This is a genomic window from Ruminococcus sp. RTP21198st1_G1_RTP21198_201120 (assembly GCF_040924265.1).
In the GTDB taxonomy this organism is placed as follows: domain Bacteria; phylum Bacillota; class Clostridia; order Oscillospirales; family Ruminococcaceae; genus Hominimerdicola; species Hominimerdicola aceti.
Genome location: NZ_JBCOMH010000007.1, coordinates 32,254 through 47,329, shown reverse-complemented (window position 1 = coordinate 47,329; position 15,076 = coordinate 32,254). Strand labels below are relative to the sequence as shown.

Below are 15,076 nucleotides of genomic sequence, written 5' to 3'. Positions count from 1 at the left end.
GGAGGAACTGTTTATGTCAGGTGAAAATAAGAGAAACGTAAGACCAGTCAAGGTGGGAGGACTTGTCCTTGACGGAAAAAAAATATATATTCAATCAATGCTCAATGTGCCGTCTACGGACATAGAAGGCTCTGTTAAGCAGGCTGTGGAGCTTGAAAAGGCTGGCTGTGAAATAGTAAGAGCGGCTATACCAAACATGGAAGCCGTTAAGCTTATCCCTGCTATCAAAGAGAAGATCTCTATCCCTCTTGTGGCGGATATCCACTTTGACTATCGCCTTGCCATTGCGGCGGCGGAAGCTGGTATCGACAAGATAAGGATTAACCCCGGAAATATCGGCTCTATGGATAGGGTGAAAGCGGTGGTTAAAGCCTGTCGTGAAAGAAATATCCCTATCAGGATAGGCGTGAACGGCGGCTCTCTGGAAAAGGAGCTTCTTGCAAAATACGGTTCGCCAACTGCGGAGGCTCTTGTGGAAAGTGCAATGGGTCATGTGAGAATTTTGGAGCAGTGCGACTTTGAGGATATCGTTATTTCTATAAAGTCATCAGACGTGCCGACTATGATAAAGGCATACAGACTGTGTGCACAGACCTGTAATTATCCTCTGCACCTTGGAGTAACTGAGGCTGGCACCGAGAGAATGGGTCTTATAAAATCATCTATCGGTATAGGTTCGCTTCTGTGCGACGGCATAGGCGAAACTATAAGAGTTTCACTTACCGACGAGCCTGTAAAAGAGATATACGCCGCAAAGGATATTTTAAAGGCTATCGGCAAGAGTGGCGGAGTAAGGATAGTTTCCTGCCCTACCTGCGGAAGAACTAGGATAGACCTTATAGGTCTTGCTAAAAAGGTTGAGGAAGCCACCAAGGATATAGACAAGGATATCAAGATAGCCGTTATGGGCTGTGTTGTGAACGGCATAGGCGAGTCTGGCAACGCTGATATAGGCATTGCAGGCGGTGACGGCTGTGCGGTGATATTCAGCCACGGTGAAAAGCTCAGAAAGGTATCAGAGGAGGAGGCTTTGCCTGCGCTTCTGGCGGAAATAGAAAAACTTTAAAAGGATATACCATAAATGAATACATACACCATTGAAAGCTTCTTTGAGAACTATAAGGAGCTTATACCCTCTGTGATAGAAAAGGGCAGGATATTAAGGCTGGGCTATAACGAAGAAAACGGCACCTTTACCTGTCAGGCGGCTTTTGACAAGCTGGTGCCTTTTGACAGCACAGTGGAATTTGAAATGAAAATGAGGGCGGCTCTCGGAGCAGGAAAGTTTATTTTGCAGCTCAAATATACCCCTGATATGCTTTGTGCGGAGTATTTTCCTGAGCTTTGCAAGTTCCTTAAAAGCAGATTTCCTCTTGTGAACGGCTTTTTTGACAACGCTGAGGCTGTTTATGAAAACGGCGTTTTCACCGTGGATATAAAACACGGAGGCGAAGCGTTGCTGAAAAAGGCGGGCATAGAAACGGCTTTTCCTGCGCTCACCATGGAGCTTTTTTCCGTAAGGGCGGATATAAAGCTCACAGGTGTGCTTGAAACTGATATGGAAGAGCATCAGCGTGAGCAGGAGGAGTTTTTGAACTCCCTCCCTGTGCCGAAAATAGACCCTGCACAGCCTGAGAAAAAGGCGGCTGTTACCACTAATACTGCAAGCGGTGCTTCTGTGGATTTCCGAACTGCAAATGTGGACTTCACAAGGTTCTCGCTTTTGTGCGATGACGCTCTTGTGCTTATGGGTGCGCCAATATCAGGAAACGAGCAGGTGATGCAGATGAAAGATATCCCTGCGGATTACCGTGGACGTGTGGTGGTCTGGGGCGATATTTTCGGACCTGTGGAAACAAAGGAAACAAAGTCGGGTATGCTTATAGCACACCTGAATTTTACCGACTATACTTCCTCAAACTCTATAAAGTTCATAGGCTCAAACAAGAATTTCAGAAACATGAAAGGCTTGAAAAGGGCAGTGCTTGAGGCAATGCTGGAACACCTTAAGGCAGGCAAGACCATACTTGTGGCAGGTGAGATAGAGGAGGACGATTTCGACCATTCTATAAATATCAAGCCTGACAGCATTATGGTCGTAAAGCGTGAAAAGGAAAAGGATACCTGCGAGCATAAGCGTGTGGAGCTTCATTGCCATACCAATATGTCTATGATGGACGCTCTCACTCCTGCGGGCAAGCTTGTGGAAAGAGCCTATTCATGGGGACACAAAGCACTTGCCATAACAGACCACGGTGTCGTTCAGGGCTATCCTGACGCCGGAAATACCTGTATCGGCATACGCAAGGGCGGCGGTGACTTCAAGGTGCTTTACGGCATAGAGTCATACGAGGTCAATAATGACGAAAAGATATTCCGTGGAACGGACAAGCGTGAACTTACAGACGAGATAATCTGCTTTGACCTTGAAACTACGGGTACAAATCCTAATGAAGATAGGATCATCGAGATAGGCGCTGTCAAGCTGAGAGATCTTGAAGTTGTGGACAAGCTCGATATTTTCGTGAACCCTGAAAGACCTATCCCTGAGTTTATCTCAAACCTCACCCACATCACTGACGATATGGTAAAGGACGGTGCAAGCGAAAGGGAAGCTCTCCTTAAATTCAAGGAGTTTATCGGTGACGACCCTGTTCTTGTGGCGCACAATTCTCAGTTCGATACGGGCTTTATATCCGCCTGTGCAAAAAGACAGGGCATCGAGATAAAATATTCTTCTATAGACACTGTGCCAATGTCGCAGATAATGCTTCCGGAGCTTGAAAAGCATAAACTCAACTATGTGGCGGAGCATTTCGGACTTGGGGATTTTCAGCACCACCGTGGCTGTGATGACGCAGAGGTGCTTGCAGGGATATTCATAAGGCTGTCGAAAATGCTCATGGAGCAGTATCCTCTGATTCTTATAACAGTGGATATGCTCAACAGTTTGCTTGCAAATGAAAATCAGGTGCTTGCAAAGCCGACTTATCACCAAATTATTATCGTAAGAAATAACACGGGTCTGAAAAATTTGTATAGGCTTATATCAGACTCCAATCTTAAATATTTCAAAAGACGTCCGAGAATACCAAAATCTGAGCTTGTAAGACACCGTGAGGGTCTTATCCTCGGTAGTGCCTGCGAGCGTGGCGAGGTCATTCAGGCTTATCTCGAGGGCAGAAACTATGAGGAGATCAAGCAGATAGCAAGCTTTTATGACTATCTGGAGATCCAGCCTGACGGAAACAACAAATTTATGCTCACCACCGAAAAGCCTCCTTATGACAGGATACACACAGCGGAGGATATAAAGGATATAAACCGCTTTATTGTAAAACTTGGGGAGGACTTGGGCATACCCGTCTGTGCAACAGGCGACGTGCATTTTATGGACAAGACCGACGCACAGTTCAGGTCGGTGATACAGGCTTCAATGGGCTTCCCTGACGCCGATACTCAGCCTCCTTTGTACCTTAAGACCACAAACCAAATGCTTGACGAGCTGAGCTATCTTGGCGAGGAAAAGGCATTTGAGGTCGTTGTAACGAATACAAACAACGTGGCTGATATGGTAGACCCTGATCTGAAAGCGTTCCCGAACGGTACTTATACGCCTTTTATCGAAGGCTCGGTTTATCAGCTTCAGTATATATGCTGGAAGAAATGCTGTTCCATTTACGGCGACTGCGACCCTGAGACTATAGAAGTTCCTGAGGGCGAGGACGTTGACGTATCAAAATATTTTGAGGGACACATTCCAGACCTTGTTTTCAAAAGACTTAAAAGAGAGCTTGACTCTATTATCAAGCACGGATTTGCAGTGCTTTACATGATATCTCAGAAACTTGTTGCCAACTCTAACGAGAATGGCTATCAGGTAGGTTCAAGAGGCTCGGTAGGTTCGTCCTTCGTTGCCTCCATGTCGGGTATCTCTGAGGTAAATCCTCTTGTGCCACACTATGTCTGTCTTAACTGCCACCACAGCGAGTTCATTACAGACGGCTCGGTAGGCTCAGGCTTTGACCTGCCGCCGAAAAACTGTCCTGTGTGCGGAGAGAATATGCACCGTGACGGACACGATATCCCATTTGAAACGTTCCTTGGCTTTGACGGCGATAAAGCCCCTGATATCGACCTTAACTTCTCAGGTGACTATCAGGCAAAGGCGCATAAATATACGGAAGTTCTTTTCGGTGAGGACCATGTGTTCAAAGCCGGTACTATCGGCATGATCCAGGAAAAGACAGCTTTCGGCTATGTTATGAAATATCTTGACGAGCGTGGAAAAACAGTGCCAAAGGCTGAGATAGAGCGTCTTAAGCTTGGCTGCTGCGGCATAAAGAGAACGACCTCTCAGCACCCGGGTGGAATGGTCGTTATCCCTAGCGACTATGAGGTCTATGACTTCACACCTGTTCAGCACCCTGCGGAAAAAGTGGACTCTGACATGGTCACTACCCACTTCGACTTCCATTCTCTCCACGATACTATCTTGAAGTTGGACGAACTTGGTCACGATAACCCGACAATGTATAAGTATCTGGAAATGTTCACAGGACGAGATATCCTCGATTGCCCCATGTCTGACCCTGCGGTCTATTCGCTGTTCACTTCCCCTGAGTCACTTGGAGTGACGGAGGAGGATATAATGTGTCAGACGGGAACACTCGGTATACCTGAAATGGGTACGCCGTTCGTAAGACAAATGCTTCTTGACTGTCAGCCGAAAAACTTCTCTGACCTTTTGCAGATATCAGGACTTTCACACGGCACTGACGTATGGCTCGGCAACGCACAGGAGCTTATCAAAAACGGCACCTGCGATATCTCAAATGTTATCGGTACTCGTGACAGTATCATGACATATCTGCTTTATCATGGCGTTGAGCCAAAGCTGTCATTTAAGATAATGGAGATAACCCGTAAGGGAAAAGCTCCGAAACTGCTCACAGAGGAAATGAAAGAGAATATGCGTCAGCATGACGTTCCGGAGTGGTATATCGACAGTTGTTTGAAGATAAAATATATGTTCCCGAAAGCCCATGCGGCGGCATATGTTACGGCAGCTATAAGACTTTGTTGGTTCAAGGTGCATGAGCCGCTTGCGTTCTATGCAACTTATTTTACGGTCAAGGGCGAGGATTTTGACGCAGAGATCGCTCTCAAGGGAAAATATATCGTCAGAAGCAAGATAGAAGAAATAAAGAATAAACCAAAAGACGAGGTGTCGGGTAAGGACAGCGGTGTGCTTGAAATTCTCATGCTTGTGAATGAAATGCTCAGCCGTGGATATGACTTTTTGCCTGTAAACATCAAAAAATCTCACGCAACTATCTATCAGATAGAGGACGGCAAGATAAGGCTTCCGTTCTGTTCACTTAACGGAGTGGGCGAGTCTGCGGCGATAAGCATTTACGAAAAGGCGCAGAACGGCGAGTTTATCTCTATCGAGGAGTTCCAACAGCAGAGCGGAGTGTCCAAATCTGTTATCGAAACTCTGGAGAAAAACGGAGCTTTCGGCGATATGCCTAAATCTAACCAGATATCGTTGTTCTGATAGTTACTATGCACAATTTCATACTTTGCCCTTGTAACACTATTGACAAACAAGGGCGGGTGTGATAAAATTATTTGTGTTGATACTATGCTATCACTTTACTACGATAAAGTGAGCGAAGGCGTTACATAACAACATAGAAAGTACAATCTATAATTTATATACAGGAAGGAAAAGTGTATGAAAAGATATGATCTTATAACCCCTGAGGGTACGAGAGATCTGCTGTTTGAGGGCTGTCTGGCACGAAGAATGGTGGAGGACAGGCTGTCAAAGCTGTTTGAGGGCTTTGGCTACAGCGAGGTGGTAACACCGGGAATAGAGTTTTATGATCTGTTTATGGGAAGCTCGAGAAACTTCCAGCAGGAGAGCCTTTATAAGCTTACAGACTCAAAGGGCAGACTTATCGTTATGCGTCCTGATTCCACGATACCCATAGCAAGACTTGCTTCCACAAGATTAAAGGGAGCAAAGCTTCCCCTTAGACTATACTACAATCAGAGCATTTTTGAAAATAACTCCCTGCTCAAAGGACGTTCAGACGAGGTAGTTCAGGCAGGTATCGAGCTTATTGGCGGAGAAAATTCCAAGAGAGCAGATTACGAGGTGCTATGCACTGCTGTTGAAGCCCTTTCAAGCTTTGATAAGGAGAATTTCAGACTTGAGATAGGTCATATCGGATATTTCAAGGAGCTTGTGGCTCAGCTTGACGTTGACGACGCAGTAAGAGAGGAGATAAGACTTCTTATCTCTGCAAAGAACTATCCTGCACTTAACGATATACTTGACGAGGTGGGCGACAATCAGGTGACTAATGCGCTCAGACAGCTCCCAAGACTTTTCGGAGGTGTTGAGGTGTTCGACAAGGCTGCTGATATTTATACTGACGATAAGATAACAGGCATACTTTATAACCTTAAAGAGGTCTACACCAGACTTTCAAGCCTTGGTTATGAGGGCAAGATATCTGTTGACCTTGGCATCGTGAGTCATGCGGATTACTACACAGGCATTGTGTTCAAGGGCTATCTTTCAGAGGTCGGTCAGTCGGTGCTTAAAGGCGGAAGATATGACAGACTTCTGGCAGAGTTCGGCAACGATTGCCCGGCGGTGGGCTTCGGCATAAGCGTTGACTCTGTTGCAAGACATATCGAAAAGCTAGGCGGAGCACCAAAGCTCAGAACTCCTGACGCAGTTGTGTTTGGCGAAAAGGGCTACGTGGTGGAAGCCATGGAATATGCTCAGACACTCGTAAGAGAGGGTCTGACAGTTGAAAACTCGCTTTTCAACACCCTCGATGAAACAAAGTCTTACGCAAAGTCAAAGGGAATAAAGAAGCTTGTGGTCGTTGGCAGCGAGATAACAGAGCTTGATATATAAGTTTGGAGGATAAGTTAAAATGAACAGACCCCTTAGGATAGCTCTTACAAAGGGCAGACTTGAAAAGGATACAGTCGGTCTTTTAGAGAAGATAGGCTATGACTGTACCGCAATAAGAGAAAAGGGAAGAAAGCTTATTCTTCCTGTACCTGACGGAAACCTTGAAGTTGTGCTTGCAAAGGCAAACGACGTTATCACATACGTTGAGCATGGCGTGTGCGATATGGGTGTTGTTGGCAAGGACACTATCATGGAAATGCAGGGCAAGTTCTTTGAGCTTGTTGATATCGGCTTCGGCAGATGTAAATTTGCACTTGCCACAAAGAAAGGCTCAAAGTTCTACGGCGGATTTGATGTCAAGACAGTTGCAACAAAATACCCTAACATCACAAGAAGATTTTTTGAAGCAAAGGGAATGGACGTTGACATCATCAAGATAGAAGGCTCAGTTGAGCTTGCACCGCTCCTTGAGCTTGCAGACGGTATCGTTGATATCGTTGAAACAGGCACGACACTTAAAGAAAACGGCCTTGAAGTCATCGAGGACGTTTGCCCTATCTCTGCAAGGCTTATCGTAAATATGGTAAGCATGAAAATGCGCCAGCAGGAGATCGAGAATTTTGTAAAGCTTGTTGAAGAAAATATCGACAAGTAGTTTATATAAACGGAAAGGACAGTATTGAAATGGCTGAAATAAAGAAGATTTTTGTCAACGGCAAAGACGAGGTAGAGTTTTTCAAGCAGCTTGAAAAGAGAAGTGGCGAAACAAATAAGAAGGTCACAGCCGTTGTTAATGAAATAATCGAAACTGTCAGAGAGGGTGGCGACAACGCTGTAAAGGCTTATACAGAAAAGTTTGACGGCAAGCTCCCAGAGTATTATGAAGTTCCAAGAGATGTTATAAATGACGCTCTCACTGAAGCCGATCAGGACTTTGTTGACGCAATGCTCAACGCAGTTGCGAACATCACAGATTTTCACCAAAGACAGAAGTCACAGAGCTTTATAAATGCTAAGGATAACGGCTGTATTCTCGGTCAGAAGGTAAGAGGACTTAACAGAGTTGGTCTTTATGTTCCGGGCGGCACAGCAGCTTATCCGTCAAGCGTGCTTATGAACGCTGTTCCTGCAAAGATAGCAGGCGTTAAGGAGATAATCATGGTAACTCCACCGCTCAAAGACGGCACACCAAATAAGGATATTCTTGTGGCAGCAGCTCTCTGCGGAGTTGACAGAGTGTTCATGAGCGGCGGCGCACAGGCTATTGCTGCCCTTGCCTACGGCACAGAGGAGATACCAAAGGTCGATAAGATAGTAGGCCCTGGAAATATCTATGTTGCAACAGCAAAGAAGCTTCTTTATGGTGTTGTTGATATAGACATGGTGGCAGGTCCGAGCGAGATACTTGTTATGGCTGACGAAAAGGCTAACCCTAAGTTCATTGCCGCAGACCTTATGTCACAGGCTGAGCATGATAAGCTTGCTTCCGCTATCCTTGTTACAACAAGCGAGAGCATTGCAGACAGAACTATCGAAGAGATAAACAGACAGGTGCAGAGCCTTTCAAGAAAAGAGATAATCGAGAGCTCTCTTGAAAATTACGGTGCTATCCTTATCTGCAATACAAAGGACGAAGCTTGCGACCTTGCAAACAGATTTGCTCCTGAGCACCTTGAAGTGCTTTTTGAAAACCCTATGGAGTATCTTGGCAGACTTGATAATGCAGGTTCAATATTCCTTGGTCAGTATGCTTCAGAGCCGCTTGGCGACTACTATGCAGGTCCTAACCATGTTCTTCCAACAAGCGGCACAGCTAGATTCTTCTCGCCTCTGTCAGTAAACAGCTTTGAAAAGCGTTCAAGCTTTACATACTATACCGAGGACGCTCTCAGAGAAGCAAAAGACGATATCGTTCTTATTGCAGAAAAAGAGGGTCTGACGGCTCACGCAAATGCAATAAAGGTAAGATTTTAAGCGGTAAAGGTGATGAAAATGCGTACAGCGGAGATAAAAAGAAAAACTAAGGAAACTGATATAGAGGTGTTCGTGAAGCTTGACGGTGAGGGCAAGGTAAGTGTAAACACAGGCATAGGCTTTTTTGACCATATGCTCACAGCCCTTGGCGTTCACAGCGGAATAGACATGGACGTTGAGTGTACAGGCGACCTTTATGTTGACGGACACCACACAGTTGAGGACGTTGGCATATGCTTGGGCAAAGCCTTTGCGGAAGCATTGGGCGACAAAGCAGGCATTGCAAGATATGGCTCGGCTTTCGTGCCAATGGACGAAGCACTGGCATTCTGCTCACTGGATATAAGCGGCAGACCTTTTCTTGCGTTCAATGCTGAGTTCCATGATGACAGGATAGGTCAGTATGACACCTGCCTGACAGAAGAATTTTTCAGAGCCTTTGCTTTCAATTCAGGCATAACACTGCATATCCGTGAGGAGTACGGCAAGAACGACCACCATATTGCAGAAGCAATGTACAAAGCAGTGGCTCACGCTTTGAAGGACGCTGTAAAAATAACAGGAACAGGAGTTTTATCCACCAAAGGAGTGCTTTAAATGATAGCAATAATCGACTACGGTGCAGGCAATATATTCTCTGTAAAAAACGCTCTGGACTATCTTGGTTTTGAGAACAAGCTCACAGACAAAAAAGAAGATATCGAAAAAGCCGACGCAATTATACTCCCCGGCGTGGGAGCGTTCCCATGGGCAATGAATATGCTCGGTCTTAGCGGTCTTATCGACACTATCAAGGAGCAGGCTAAAATAAAGCCTTTCCTTGGCATATGCCTTGGAATGCAGCTTCTTTTTGAGAAAAGCTATGAGTTTGAGGAGTGCAAGGGTCTTGGCCTTATCGGTGGCTATGTTGACAAGATAAACGAGCCTGACCTCGTTATCCCGCACATGGGTTGGAACAAGCTTGTGTATAACCACGATTGTCCTCTTTTTGACGGTCTGGGTGATGACGAGTATGTCTATTTCGTACACTCATACAAGGCTTTCTGCGACAATAAAAGTCTGTATGCCTACTGCGAATACGGCTCGAAAGTCCCTGCGGTGGTATCGGACGGAAGATATATCTTCGGCTGTCAGTTCCACCCTGAGAAGAGTGGAAAAACTGGTCTTAAAATACTTGAAAACTTTGCGAAAATGTCACAGGAGGTAAAATAATATGCTTGCAAAAAGAATTATACCATGCCTTGATGTGCGTGACGGAAAGGTTGTAAAGGGAGTAAATTTCGAGGGCATAAAAGAAGTCGGCGACCCTGTTGAATGTGCATATGAATACAATTTGCAGGGTGCAGACGAGATAGTTTTCTATGACATAACAGCCTCCCACGAGGGCAGAGGCGTTATGCTGGACGTTGTACGTGAAACAGCCAAAAAGGTATTTGTACCGCTCACTGTTGGAGGCGGTATCAAAACTGTTGACGATATAAGAGATACTCTCCGTGCAGGCGCAGACAAGGTGTCTGTGAACTCTCAGGCAGTGCAGAATCCTCAGCTTATAAAAGACGGCGCGGATATTTTCGGCTGTCAGTGCATCTGCGTTGGCGTTGACGCAAAGAAGGTCGGCGACAACAAGTGGACGGTCTACATCAACGGCGGAAGAGTGGATATGCGAATGGATCTTATCGACTGGGTGAAAAAGTGCGAACAGCTTGGTGCAGGTGAGATATGCCTGAACTCTATCGACACAGACGGTGTAAGGGGCGGCTTTGACCTGCCAATGCTGAAAGCTGTGTGCAGTGCTGTAAAGATACCTGTTATCGCAAGCGGCGGAGCAGGAAAGCTTTCAGACTTTGCTGACGCTTTCCTTGAAACTGATTGCTCAGCGGCTCTTGCGGCAAGCCTTTTCCATTTCAAAGAGCTGACAGTACAGCAGGTAAAGGACGATTGCAGGAGCAAGGGAATTATCGTGAGGTGAGCATAATGATTGTTTTCAATATCGTATTTACTTTGTTTATACCAGTGCTTATGATATTGTGCGGCTATCTGATGTATAAGCATACACCGAAAGATATCAACTGCTTGGTGGGCTATCGCACTGCTATGTCATTGAAAAATCAGGAAACGTGGGATTTTGCCCACAATTATTGCGGACGTCTGTGGGTAAAGGTCGGAGCGGTCATGACGATAATTTCGGCATTGGTCTGTGTTCCATATTTCTTTATGAGCAGCGGCAAGGCGACTGTGATAATGTGCATAGCTGAAGTGATACAGGTGGTATTTTTGTGCTGGACGATAGTACCAACAGAACGAGCACTCAAAGATAATTTCGACCAAGACGGCAACAGAAAGGACAAATAATGAACCCAATAAAAGTTGATATAAACGATCTGGATAAATATTTTGTAAAAAGCGAGCTTACCCCTGCTATCGCATTTGATGTGGATACAAAAACTGTGCTTATGCTTGCTTATATGAATAAGGAGAGCCTGAAAAAAACACTTGAAACAGGCTATACATGGTATTGGAGCAGATCAAGACAGGAATATTGGAACAAGGGTGCAACAAGCGGTCATCTGCAAAAGGTGGTTTCTATCTATGCGGACTGTGATAACGATACCCTGCTTCTTAACGTAAAGCAGACAGGTGTAGCCTGCCATACAGGCTCATATAGCTGCTTTTTCAATGAGATATATAATACGGAGGAAGAATAAAATGACAGTTTATCAGGAAATTTTCGAGGTAATAAAACAGCGTAAAGCTGACTATGAGGCAGGCAAGGCGCAGGAGAACAGCTACACAGCTTATCTTTTTGACAAGGGCGTAGACAAGATTTGCAAAAAGGTGGGCGAAGAGGCTACAGAAACAGTTATCGCTGCTAAAAACGGTGACAATGACGAGCTGAAAAACGAAATAAACGACCTTCTCTATCACGTTATGGTGCTTGCGGCAAATCAGGGACTTGAGTGGTCTGACGTGGAAAAGGTCCTTGACGAGAGAAACGAAAAAATAGGCAATCTGAAGAAATTTCATCAGGTAGACAAGAACACCTGATTATATGTATCCAAAGGCTCTGCGTTCATGCGCAGGGCTTTTTTTGCTTTATGAGAGGATTTTCAGAAATTTAAGCACACAAAAGCCTTTTGCCGAATAGAATATAGCGAAGTAAAAAAACTTCCATGATTTGATTTATAGGAGGACTTACTATGAGCGATTTTAACGGCAAACCTTTCAAGGAAGCAATGTGTATCGAGGCAATGCGTGTGTTTGATTCATGCTCGTCACAGGATTGTCTGGAGGATCTTGCGTTTACATTCAGCCAGGCAGACCAGACCGTGATAAACGCTGCGGCGTATATCAAAAGCACTTGTATCGACGTGACAGACGTAAGCTTTGCAATATCTCCGGTGGCATTCAACCACGGCTTTTATGCAGTTGACGTTACTTACACATTCAGGGCGCAGATAGAAGCATATGAAGCAGCAGGCGCAGCTCCAACAGTAGTTTACGGCACCTCATCATTCACAAAAAAAGTTATTCTTTTCGGCAGCGACGGCGGCACACAGAGATTTTCTACCTGCGAGCCGAACCAGGTCGTCACCACCTCGCCTACAAGCGGCTGCTCATGCTGTTGCTGCACAGCGGCAATGCCTTGCGCTTCTGTGAGCGTAGCAGCGCCAATGTGTCTTGACGCAAAGCTTGTCGCAGAGCCTGCACCAAGCGAGGAAAAGAACGTTCTTATCACTATCGGACTTTTCGCTATCATTCAGTTGTCAAGACCTGTGCCTATAATGGTGCCTGTATATGATTACTGCGTACCTGGCAAGGAGTGTTCCACAAACAGTGACAGCCCATGTGAGATGTTTGAAAAGATAGCATTCCCGACAGTAGAATTTTTCCCAAGAGGACTTGAAGAACCCCACTGCAAGGAAGAAAATGATACAGGGGGTCAGGGCGAAGCTCAGGGATAATATGTGATCTATGGGGGCGGAGTTTTCTGCCCCTTTTTGTTTTGCAAAGCAACCTGTTTGGCTCTTCGCTCCCAAAACGCTTGACAAGAAGCCTTAAAAGATTTATAATTAAAAGGAATGTACGAAATGAAATGAGGATATCAATGACTGAGAATTTTTCGGAAATAATAAATGAGGAAACCGCTCCGCAGAAGCTGCTCCAATGGTCTGGTGAATACGAAAGAACTTGCGGTCACAAGCCACTTGCCCTTATCCATTCATACGGCTGTCAGCAGAACGTCAGCGACGGCGAGAAGATAAAAGGTATGCTCTCAAAGGTGGGCTATGAGTTCACGTCCGATGTGAACGAGGCTCAGCTTATATTGTATAACACCTGCGCTGTAAGAGAAAATGCCGAGGACAAGGTGTTCGGCAAACTTGGCGACCTTAAACATCTCAAAGAAAACAATCCCGAGCTTATTATAGGTATCTGCGGCTGTATGGCTCAGCAGAAGCACGTTGCCGAGAAGATAAAAAAGACCTACCGTCAGGTGGATCTTGTTTTCGGAACTTTTGCATACAACGATATGTATAATATGCTGTGGGAGATAATATCAAAGCATGACAGGATATTCAATCTGTCAGAAAATCATGTTGACATAAACGAGGATTTCTTGCAACTTCGTGACGATAAGATAAGAGCGTTCGTGCCTATCATGTATGGCTGCAACAATTTCTGCACCTATTGCATAGTGCCTTACGTCAGGGGCAGAGAACGCAGCAGAAAGCCTGAGTCCGTTATCGCAGAGGTAAAAGCACTTGTGAAAAACGGATACAAAGAAATAACACTGCTAGGTCAGAACGTTAATTCATACAGTTATGGTTTTCCTGAGCTTTTGAGAGAGCTTGACAAGATAGAGGGCGATTTTCGCATAAGATTTATGTCAAGCCACCCAAAGGACGCAAGCCATGAGCTTATTGACGCTATACTTGAATGCAAAAAGGTGTGCAAGCATTTGCATCTTCCTGTGCAGGCAGGCTCAGACAGGATACTAAAGCTTATGAATCGCCGCTATACCACGGCGGATTATCTGAAAATAATCGACTATGCCAGAAGCAAAGACCCTGAGTTTTCATTCACAACAGACCTTATCGTTGGCTTCCCAAGTGAAACATACGAGGAATTCTGCGAAACTAAGGAGCTTATCAAAAAGGTAAAGTACGATAATATCTATTCTTTTGTGTATTCAAGACGAAGCGGCACAAAGGCTGCCGAAATGGAGGATCACATCTCAGACAAGCAGAAGGGTCTGTGGCTGAGAGAACTGCTTTTGGAGCAGAGAGAGGTGTCAACAGCGTGGCTTTCAAGATTTGTGGGAAGAACTGTAACCGTGCTGCCAACAGGCGAGGGCAGAACTGGCGCTGATTATCTCACAGGCAAGAGCGACGAGGATATGATCGTCGAGGTGAAAGCGGATAAAAAATATATCGGTAAATTCATTCAGGTTCGCATAACAAAAGCAATGAACTGGGCTTTGAGAGGCGAGCTTGTTGAAGATAAATAACAGCGAAAGCTGAATAATATTTAAAGGAGAATTACCATGGATGTAATTGAAATGACAAGAAAGCTTGGACAGGCTATTCAGGAAGACGAGAGATACAAGGCTTATATGGAGGCTTGTTCTATCAATGATACAGATGTTGAGATACAGAACAAAATAGGCGAGTTCAATCAGCTCCGTTCACAGCTCAGCGTTGAGATGCAGAAGCCTGATAAGGACGGCGAGAAGATGACAGCACTTGACACTCAGATCAGAGAGCTTTATGACGAGATCATGGCTATGCCTAAGATGATCGCATTTAACGAAGCTAAAGAAGTTATGGATAAGCTTCTCGGCTCTGTAAACTATATCATCTCAATGGCTGCAAACGGCGAAGACCCAATGACTTGCCCAGAGGAAGCTCCTCATAGCTGTTCAGGAAGCTGCGCATCATGCGGCGGCTGTCACTAAGACAGTATCAAAAAACGAATAACAGTCAGGGGGAGCTTATCCCCCGTCTGCCCGAATCTGAAGATACCTTCGGACTGGGGCGGATAATTTCTATGGCGATATGACACCAAAAGTGTTCGTATCGAAAAAACAAGTAGGGGCGAACAGTGTTCGCCCGCATTTTGAAAGCATGAGAATATTGCGGTATGATAAATATATGAAACGGAGTG

General features: G+C 45.2%; 14 protein-coding genes. All 14 read left to right on the top strand.

What is annotated here, in order from left to right:
• Positions 1-13 precede the first annotated feature (13 nt).
• Complete coding sequence (gene ispG / locus AB5627_RS05935) at positions 14-1,066, top strand: flavodoxin-dependent (E)-4-hydroxy-3-methylbut-2-enyl-diphosphate synthase (protein ID WP_022287387.1); 1,053 nt, start codon at positions 14-16, stop codon at positions 1,064-1,066.
• Between the two features lie 15 nt (positions 1,067-1,081).
• Positions 1,082-5,560: a PolC-type DNA polymerase III gene (locus AB5627_RS05930; protein ID WP_022287386.1), complete on the top strand. Its 4,479-nt coding sequence runs from the start codon at positions 1,082-1,084 to the stop codon at positions 5,558-5,560.
• Positions 5,561-5,740: 180 nt separating this feature from the next.
• Positions 5,741-6,940, top strand: a complete 1,200-nt coding sequence (gene hisZ / locus AB5627_RS05925) for an ATP phosphoribosyltransferase regulatory subunit (RefSeq protein WP_022287385.1) — start codon at positions 5,741-5,743, stop codon at positions 6,938-6,940.
• Positions 6,941-6,959: 19 nt separating this feature from the next.
• A complete protein-coding gene (gene hisG, locus AB5627_RS05920; protein ID WP_022287384.1) occupies positions 6,960-7,595 on the top strand; it encodes an ATP phosphoribosyltransferase in 636 nt (211 codons plus the stop codon).
• A gap of 29 nt (positions 7,596-7,624) precedes the next feature.
• Positions 7,625-8,914 (top strand): histidinol dehydrogenase, encoded by a 1,290-nt coding sequence (hisD, locus tag AB5627_RS05915; RefSeq protein WP_022287383.1) that lies wholly within the window; start codon positions 7,625-7,627, stop codon positions 8,912-8,914.
• Positions 8,915-8,932: 18 nt separating this feature from the next.
• Entirely contained in the window at positions 8,933-9,511 is a 579-nt protein-coding gene (gene hisB / locus AB5627_RS05910) for an imidazoleglycerol-phosphate dehydratase HisB (RefSeq protein WP_022287382.1), read from the top strand.
• Positions 9,512-10,126: an imidazole glycerol phosphate synthase subunit HisH gene (hisH, locus tag AB5627_RS05905; protein WP_022287381.1), complete on the top strand. Its 615-nt coding sequence runs from the start codon at positions 9,512-9,514 to the stop codon at positions 10,124-10,126.
• Position 10,127: 1 nt separating this feature from the next.
• The gene (hisF, locus tag AB5627_RS05900) at positions 10,128-10,883 is read left to right on the top strand and encodes an imidazole glycerol phosphate synthase subunit HisF (protein ID WP_022287380.1); all 756 of its coding nucleotides are present in this window, start codon (positions 10,128-10,130) and stop codon (positions 10,881-10,883) included.
• Positions 10,884-10,888: 5 nt separating this feature from the next.
• Positions 10,889-11,266, top strand: a complete 378-nt coding sequence (locus tag AB5627_RS05895) for an SdpI family protein (protein ID WP_022287379.1) — start codon at positions 10,889-10,891, stop codon at positions 11,264-11,266.
• Positions 11,266-11,619, top strand: coding sequence for a phosphoribosyl-AMP cyclohydrolase (gene hisI, locus AB5627_RS05890; protein ID WP_022287378.1), 354 nt, complete (start codon positions 11,266-11,268; stop codon positions 11,617-11,619). The genes AB5627_RS05895 and hisI overlap by 1 nt, the downstream gene beginning before the upstream one ends.
• Before the next feature lies 1 nt (position 11,620).
• Positions 11,621-11,959, top strand: a complete 339-nt coding sequence (gene hisE, locus AB5627_RS05885; protein WP_022287377.1) for a phosphoribosyl-ATP diphosphatase — start codon at positions 11,621-11,623, stop codon at positions 11,957-11,959.
• Positions 11,960-12,111: 152 nt separating this feature from the next.
• A complete protein-coding gene (locus AB5627_RS05880; protein ID WP_022287376.1) occupies positions 12,112-12,876 on the top strand; it encodes a hypothetical protein in 765 nt (254 codons plus the stop codon).
• 143 nt (positions 12,877-13,019) lie between these two features.
• On the top strand, positions 13,020-14,420 hold the full coding sequence (gene miaB, locus AB5627_RS05875) for a tRNA (N6-isopentenyl adenosine(37)-C2)-methylthiotransferase MiaB (RefSeq protein WP_022287375.1): 1,401 nt from the start codon (positions 13,020-13,022) through the stop codon (positions 14,418-14,420).
• 36 nt (positions 14,421-14,456) lie between these two features.
• Positions 14,457-14,867, top strand: a complete 411-nt coding sequence (locus AB5627_RS05870; RefSeq protein WP_022287374.1) for a YlbF family regulator — start codon at positions 14,457-14,459, stop codon at positions 14,865-14,867.
• The last annotated feature ends 209 nt before the right edge of the window (positions 14,868-15,076 follow it).

What these genes read in the sequence shown, in the direction of transcription:
- ispG (WP_022287387.1), top strand. Translation starts at nt 14, where the DNA reads ATGTCAGGTGAAAATAAGAGAAACGTAAGACCAGTCAAGGTGGGAGGA.
- AB5627_RS05930 (WP_022287386.1), top strand. Translation starts at nt 1,082, where the DNA reads ATGAATACATACACCATTGAAAGCTTCTTTGAGAACTATAAGGAGCTT.
- hisZ (WP_022287385.1), top strand. Translation starts at nt 5,741, where the DNA reads ATGAAAAGATATGATCTTATAACCCCTGAGGGTACGAGAGATCTGCTG.
- hisG (WP_022287384.1), top strand. Translation starts at nt 6,960, where the DNA reads ATGAACAGACCCCTTAGGATAGCTCTTACAAAGGGCAGACTTGAAAAG.
- hisD (WP_022287383.1), top strand. Translation starts at nt 7,625, where the DNA reads ATGGCTGAAATAAAGAAGATTTTTGTCAACGGCAAAGACGAGGTAGAG.
- hisB (WP_022287382.1), top strand. Translation starts at nt 8,933, where the DNA reads ATGCGTACAGCGGAGATAAAAAGAAAAACTAAGGAAACTGATATAGAG.
- hisH (WP_022287381.1), top strand. Translation starts at nt 9,512, where the DNA reads ATGATAGCAATAATCGACTACGGTGCAGGCAATATATTCTCTGTAAAA.
- hisF (WP_022287380.1), top strand. Translation starts at nt 10,128, where the DNA reads ATGCTTGCAAAAAGAATTATACCATGCCTTGATGTGCGTGACGGAAAG.
- AB5627_RS05895 (WP_022287379.1), top strand. Translation starts at nt 10,889, where the DNA reads ATGATTGTTTTCAATATCGTATTTACTTTGTTTATACCAGTGCTTATG.
- hisI (WP_022287378.1), top strand. Translation starts at nt 11,266, where the DNA reads ATGAACCCAATAAAAGTTGATATAAACGATCTGGATAAATATTTTGTA.
- hisE (WP_022287377.1), top strand. Translation starts at nt 11,621, where the DNA reads ATGACAGTTTATCAGGAAATTTTCGAGGTAATAAAACAGCGTAAAGCT.
- AB5627_RS05880 (WP_022287376.1), top strand. Translation starts at nt 12,112, where the DNA reads ATGAGCGATTTTAACGGCAAACCTTTCAAGGAAGCAATGTGTATCGAG.
- miaB (WP_022287375.1), top strand. Translation starts at nt 13,020, where the DNA reads ATGACTGAGAATTTTTCGGAAATAATAAATGAGGAAACCGCTCCGCAG.
- AB5627_RS05870 (WP_022287374.1), top strand. Translation starts at nt 14,457, where the DNA reads ATGGATGTAATTGAAATGACAAGAAAGCTTGGACAGGCTATTCAGGAA.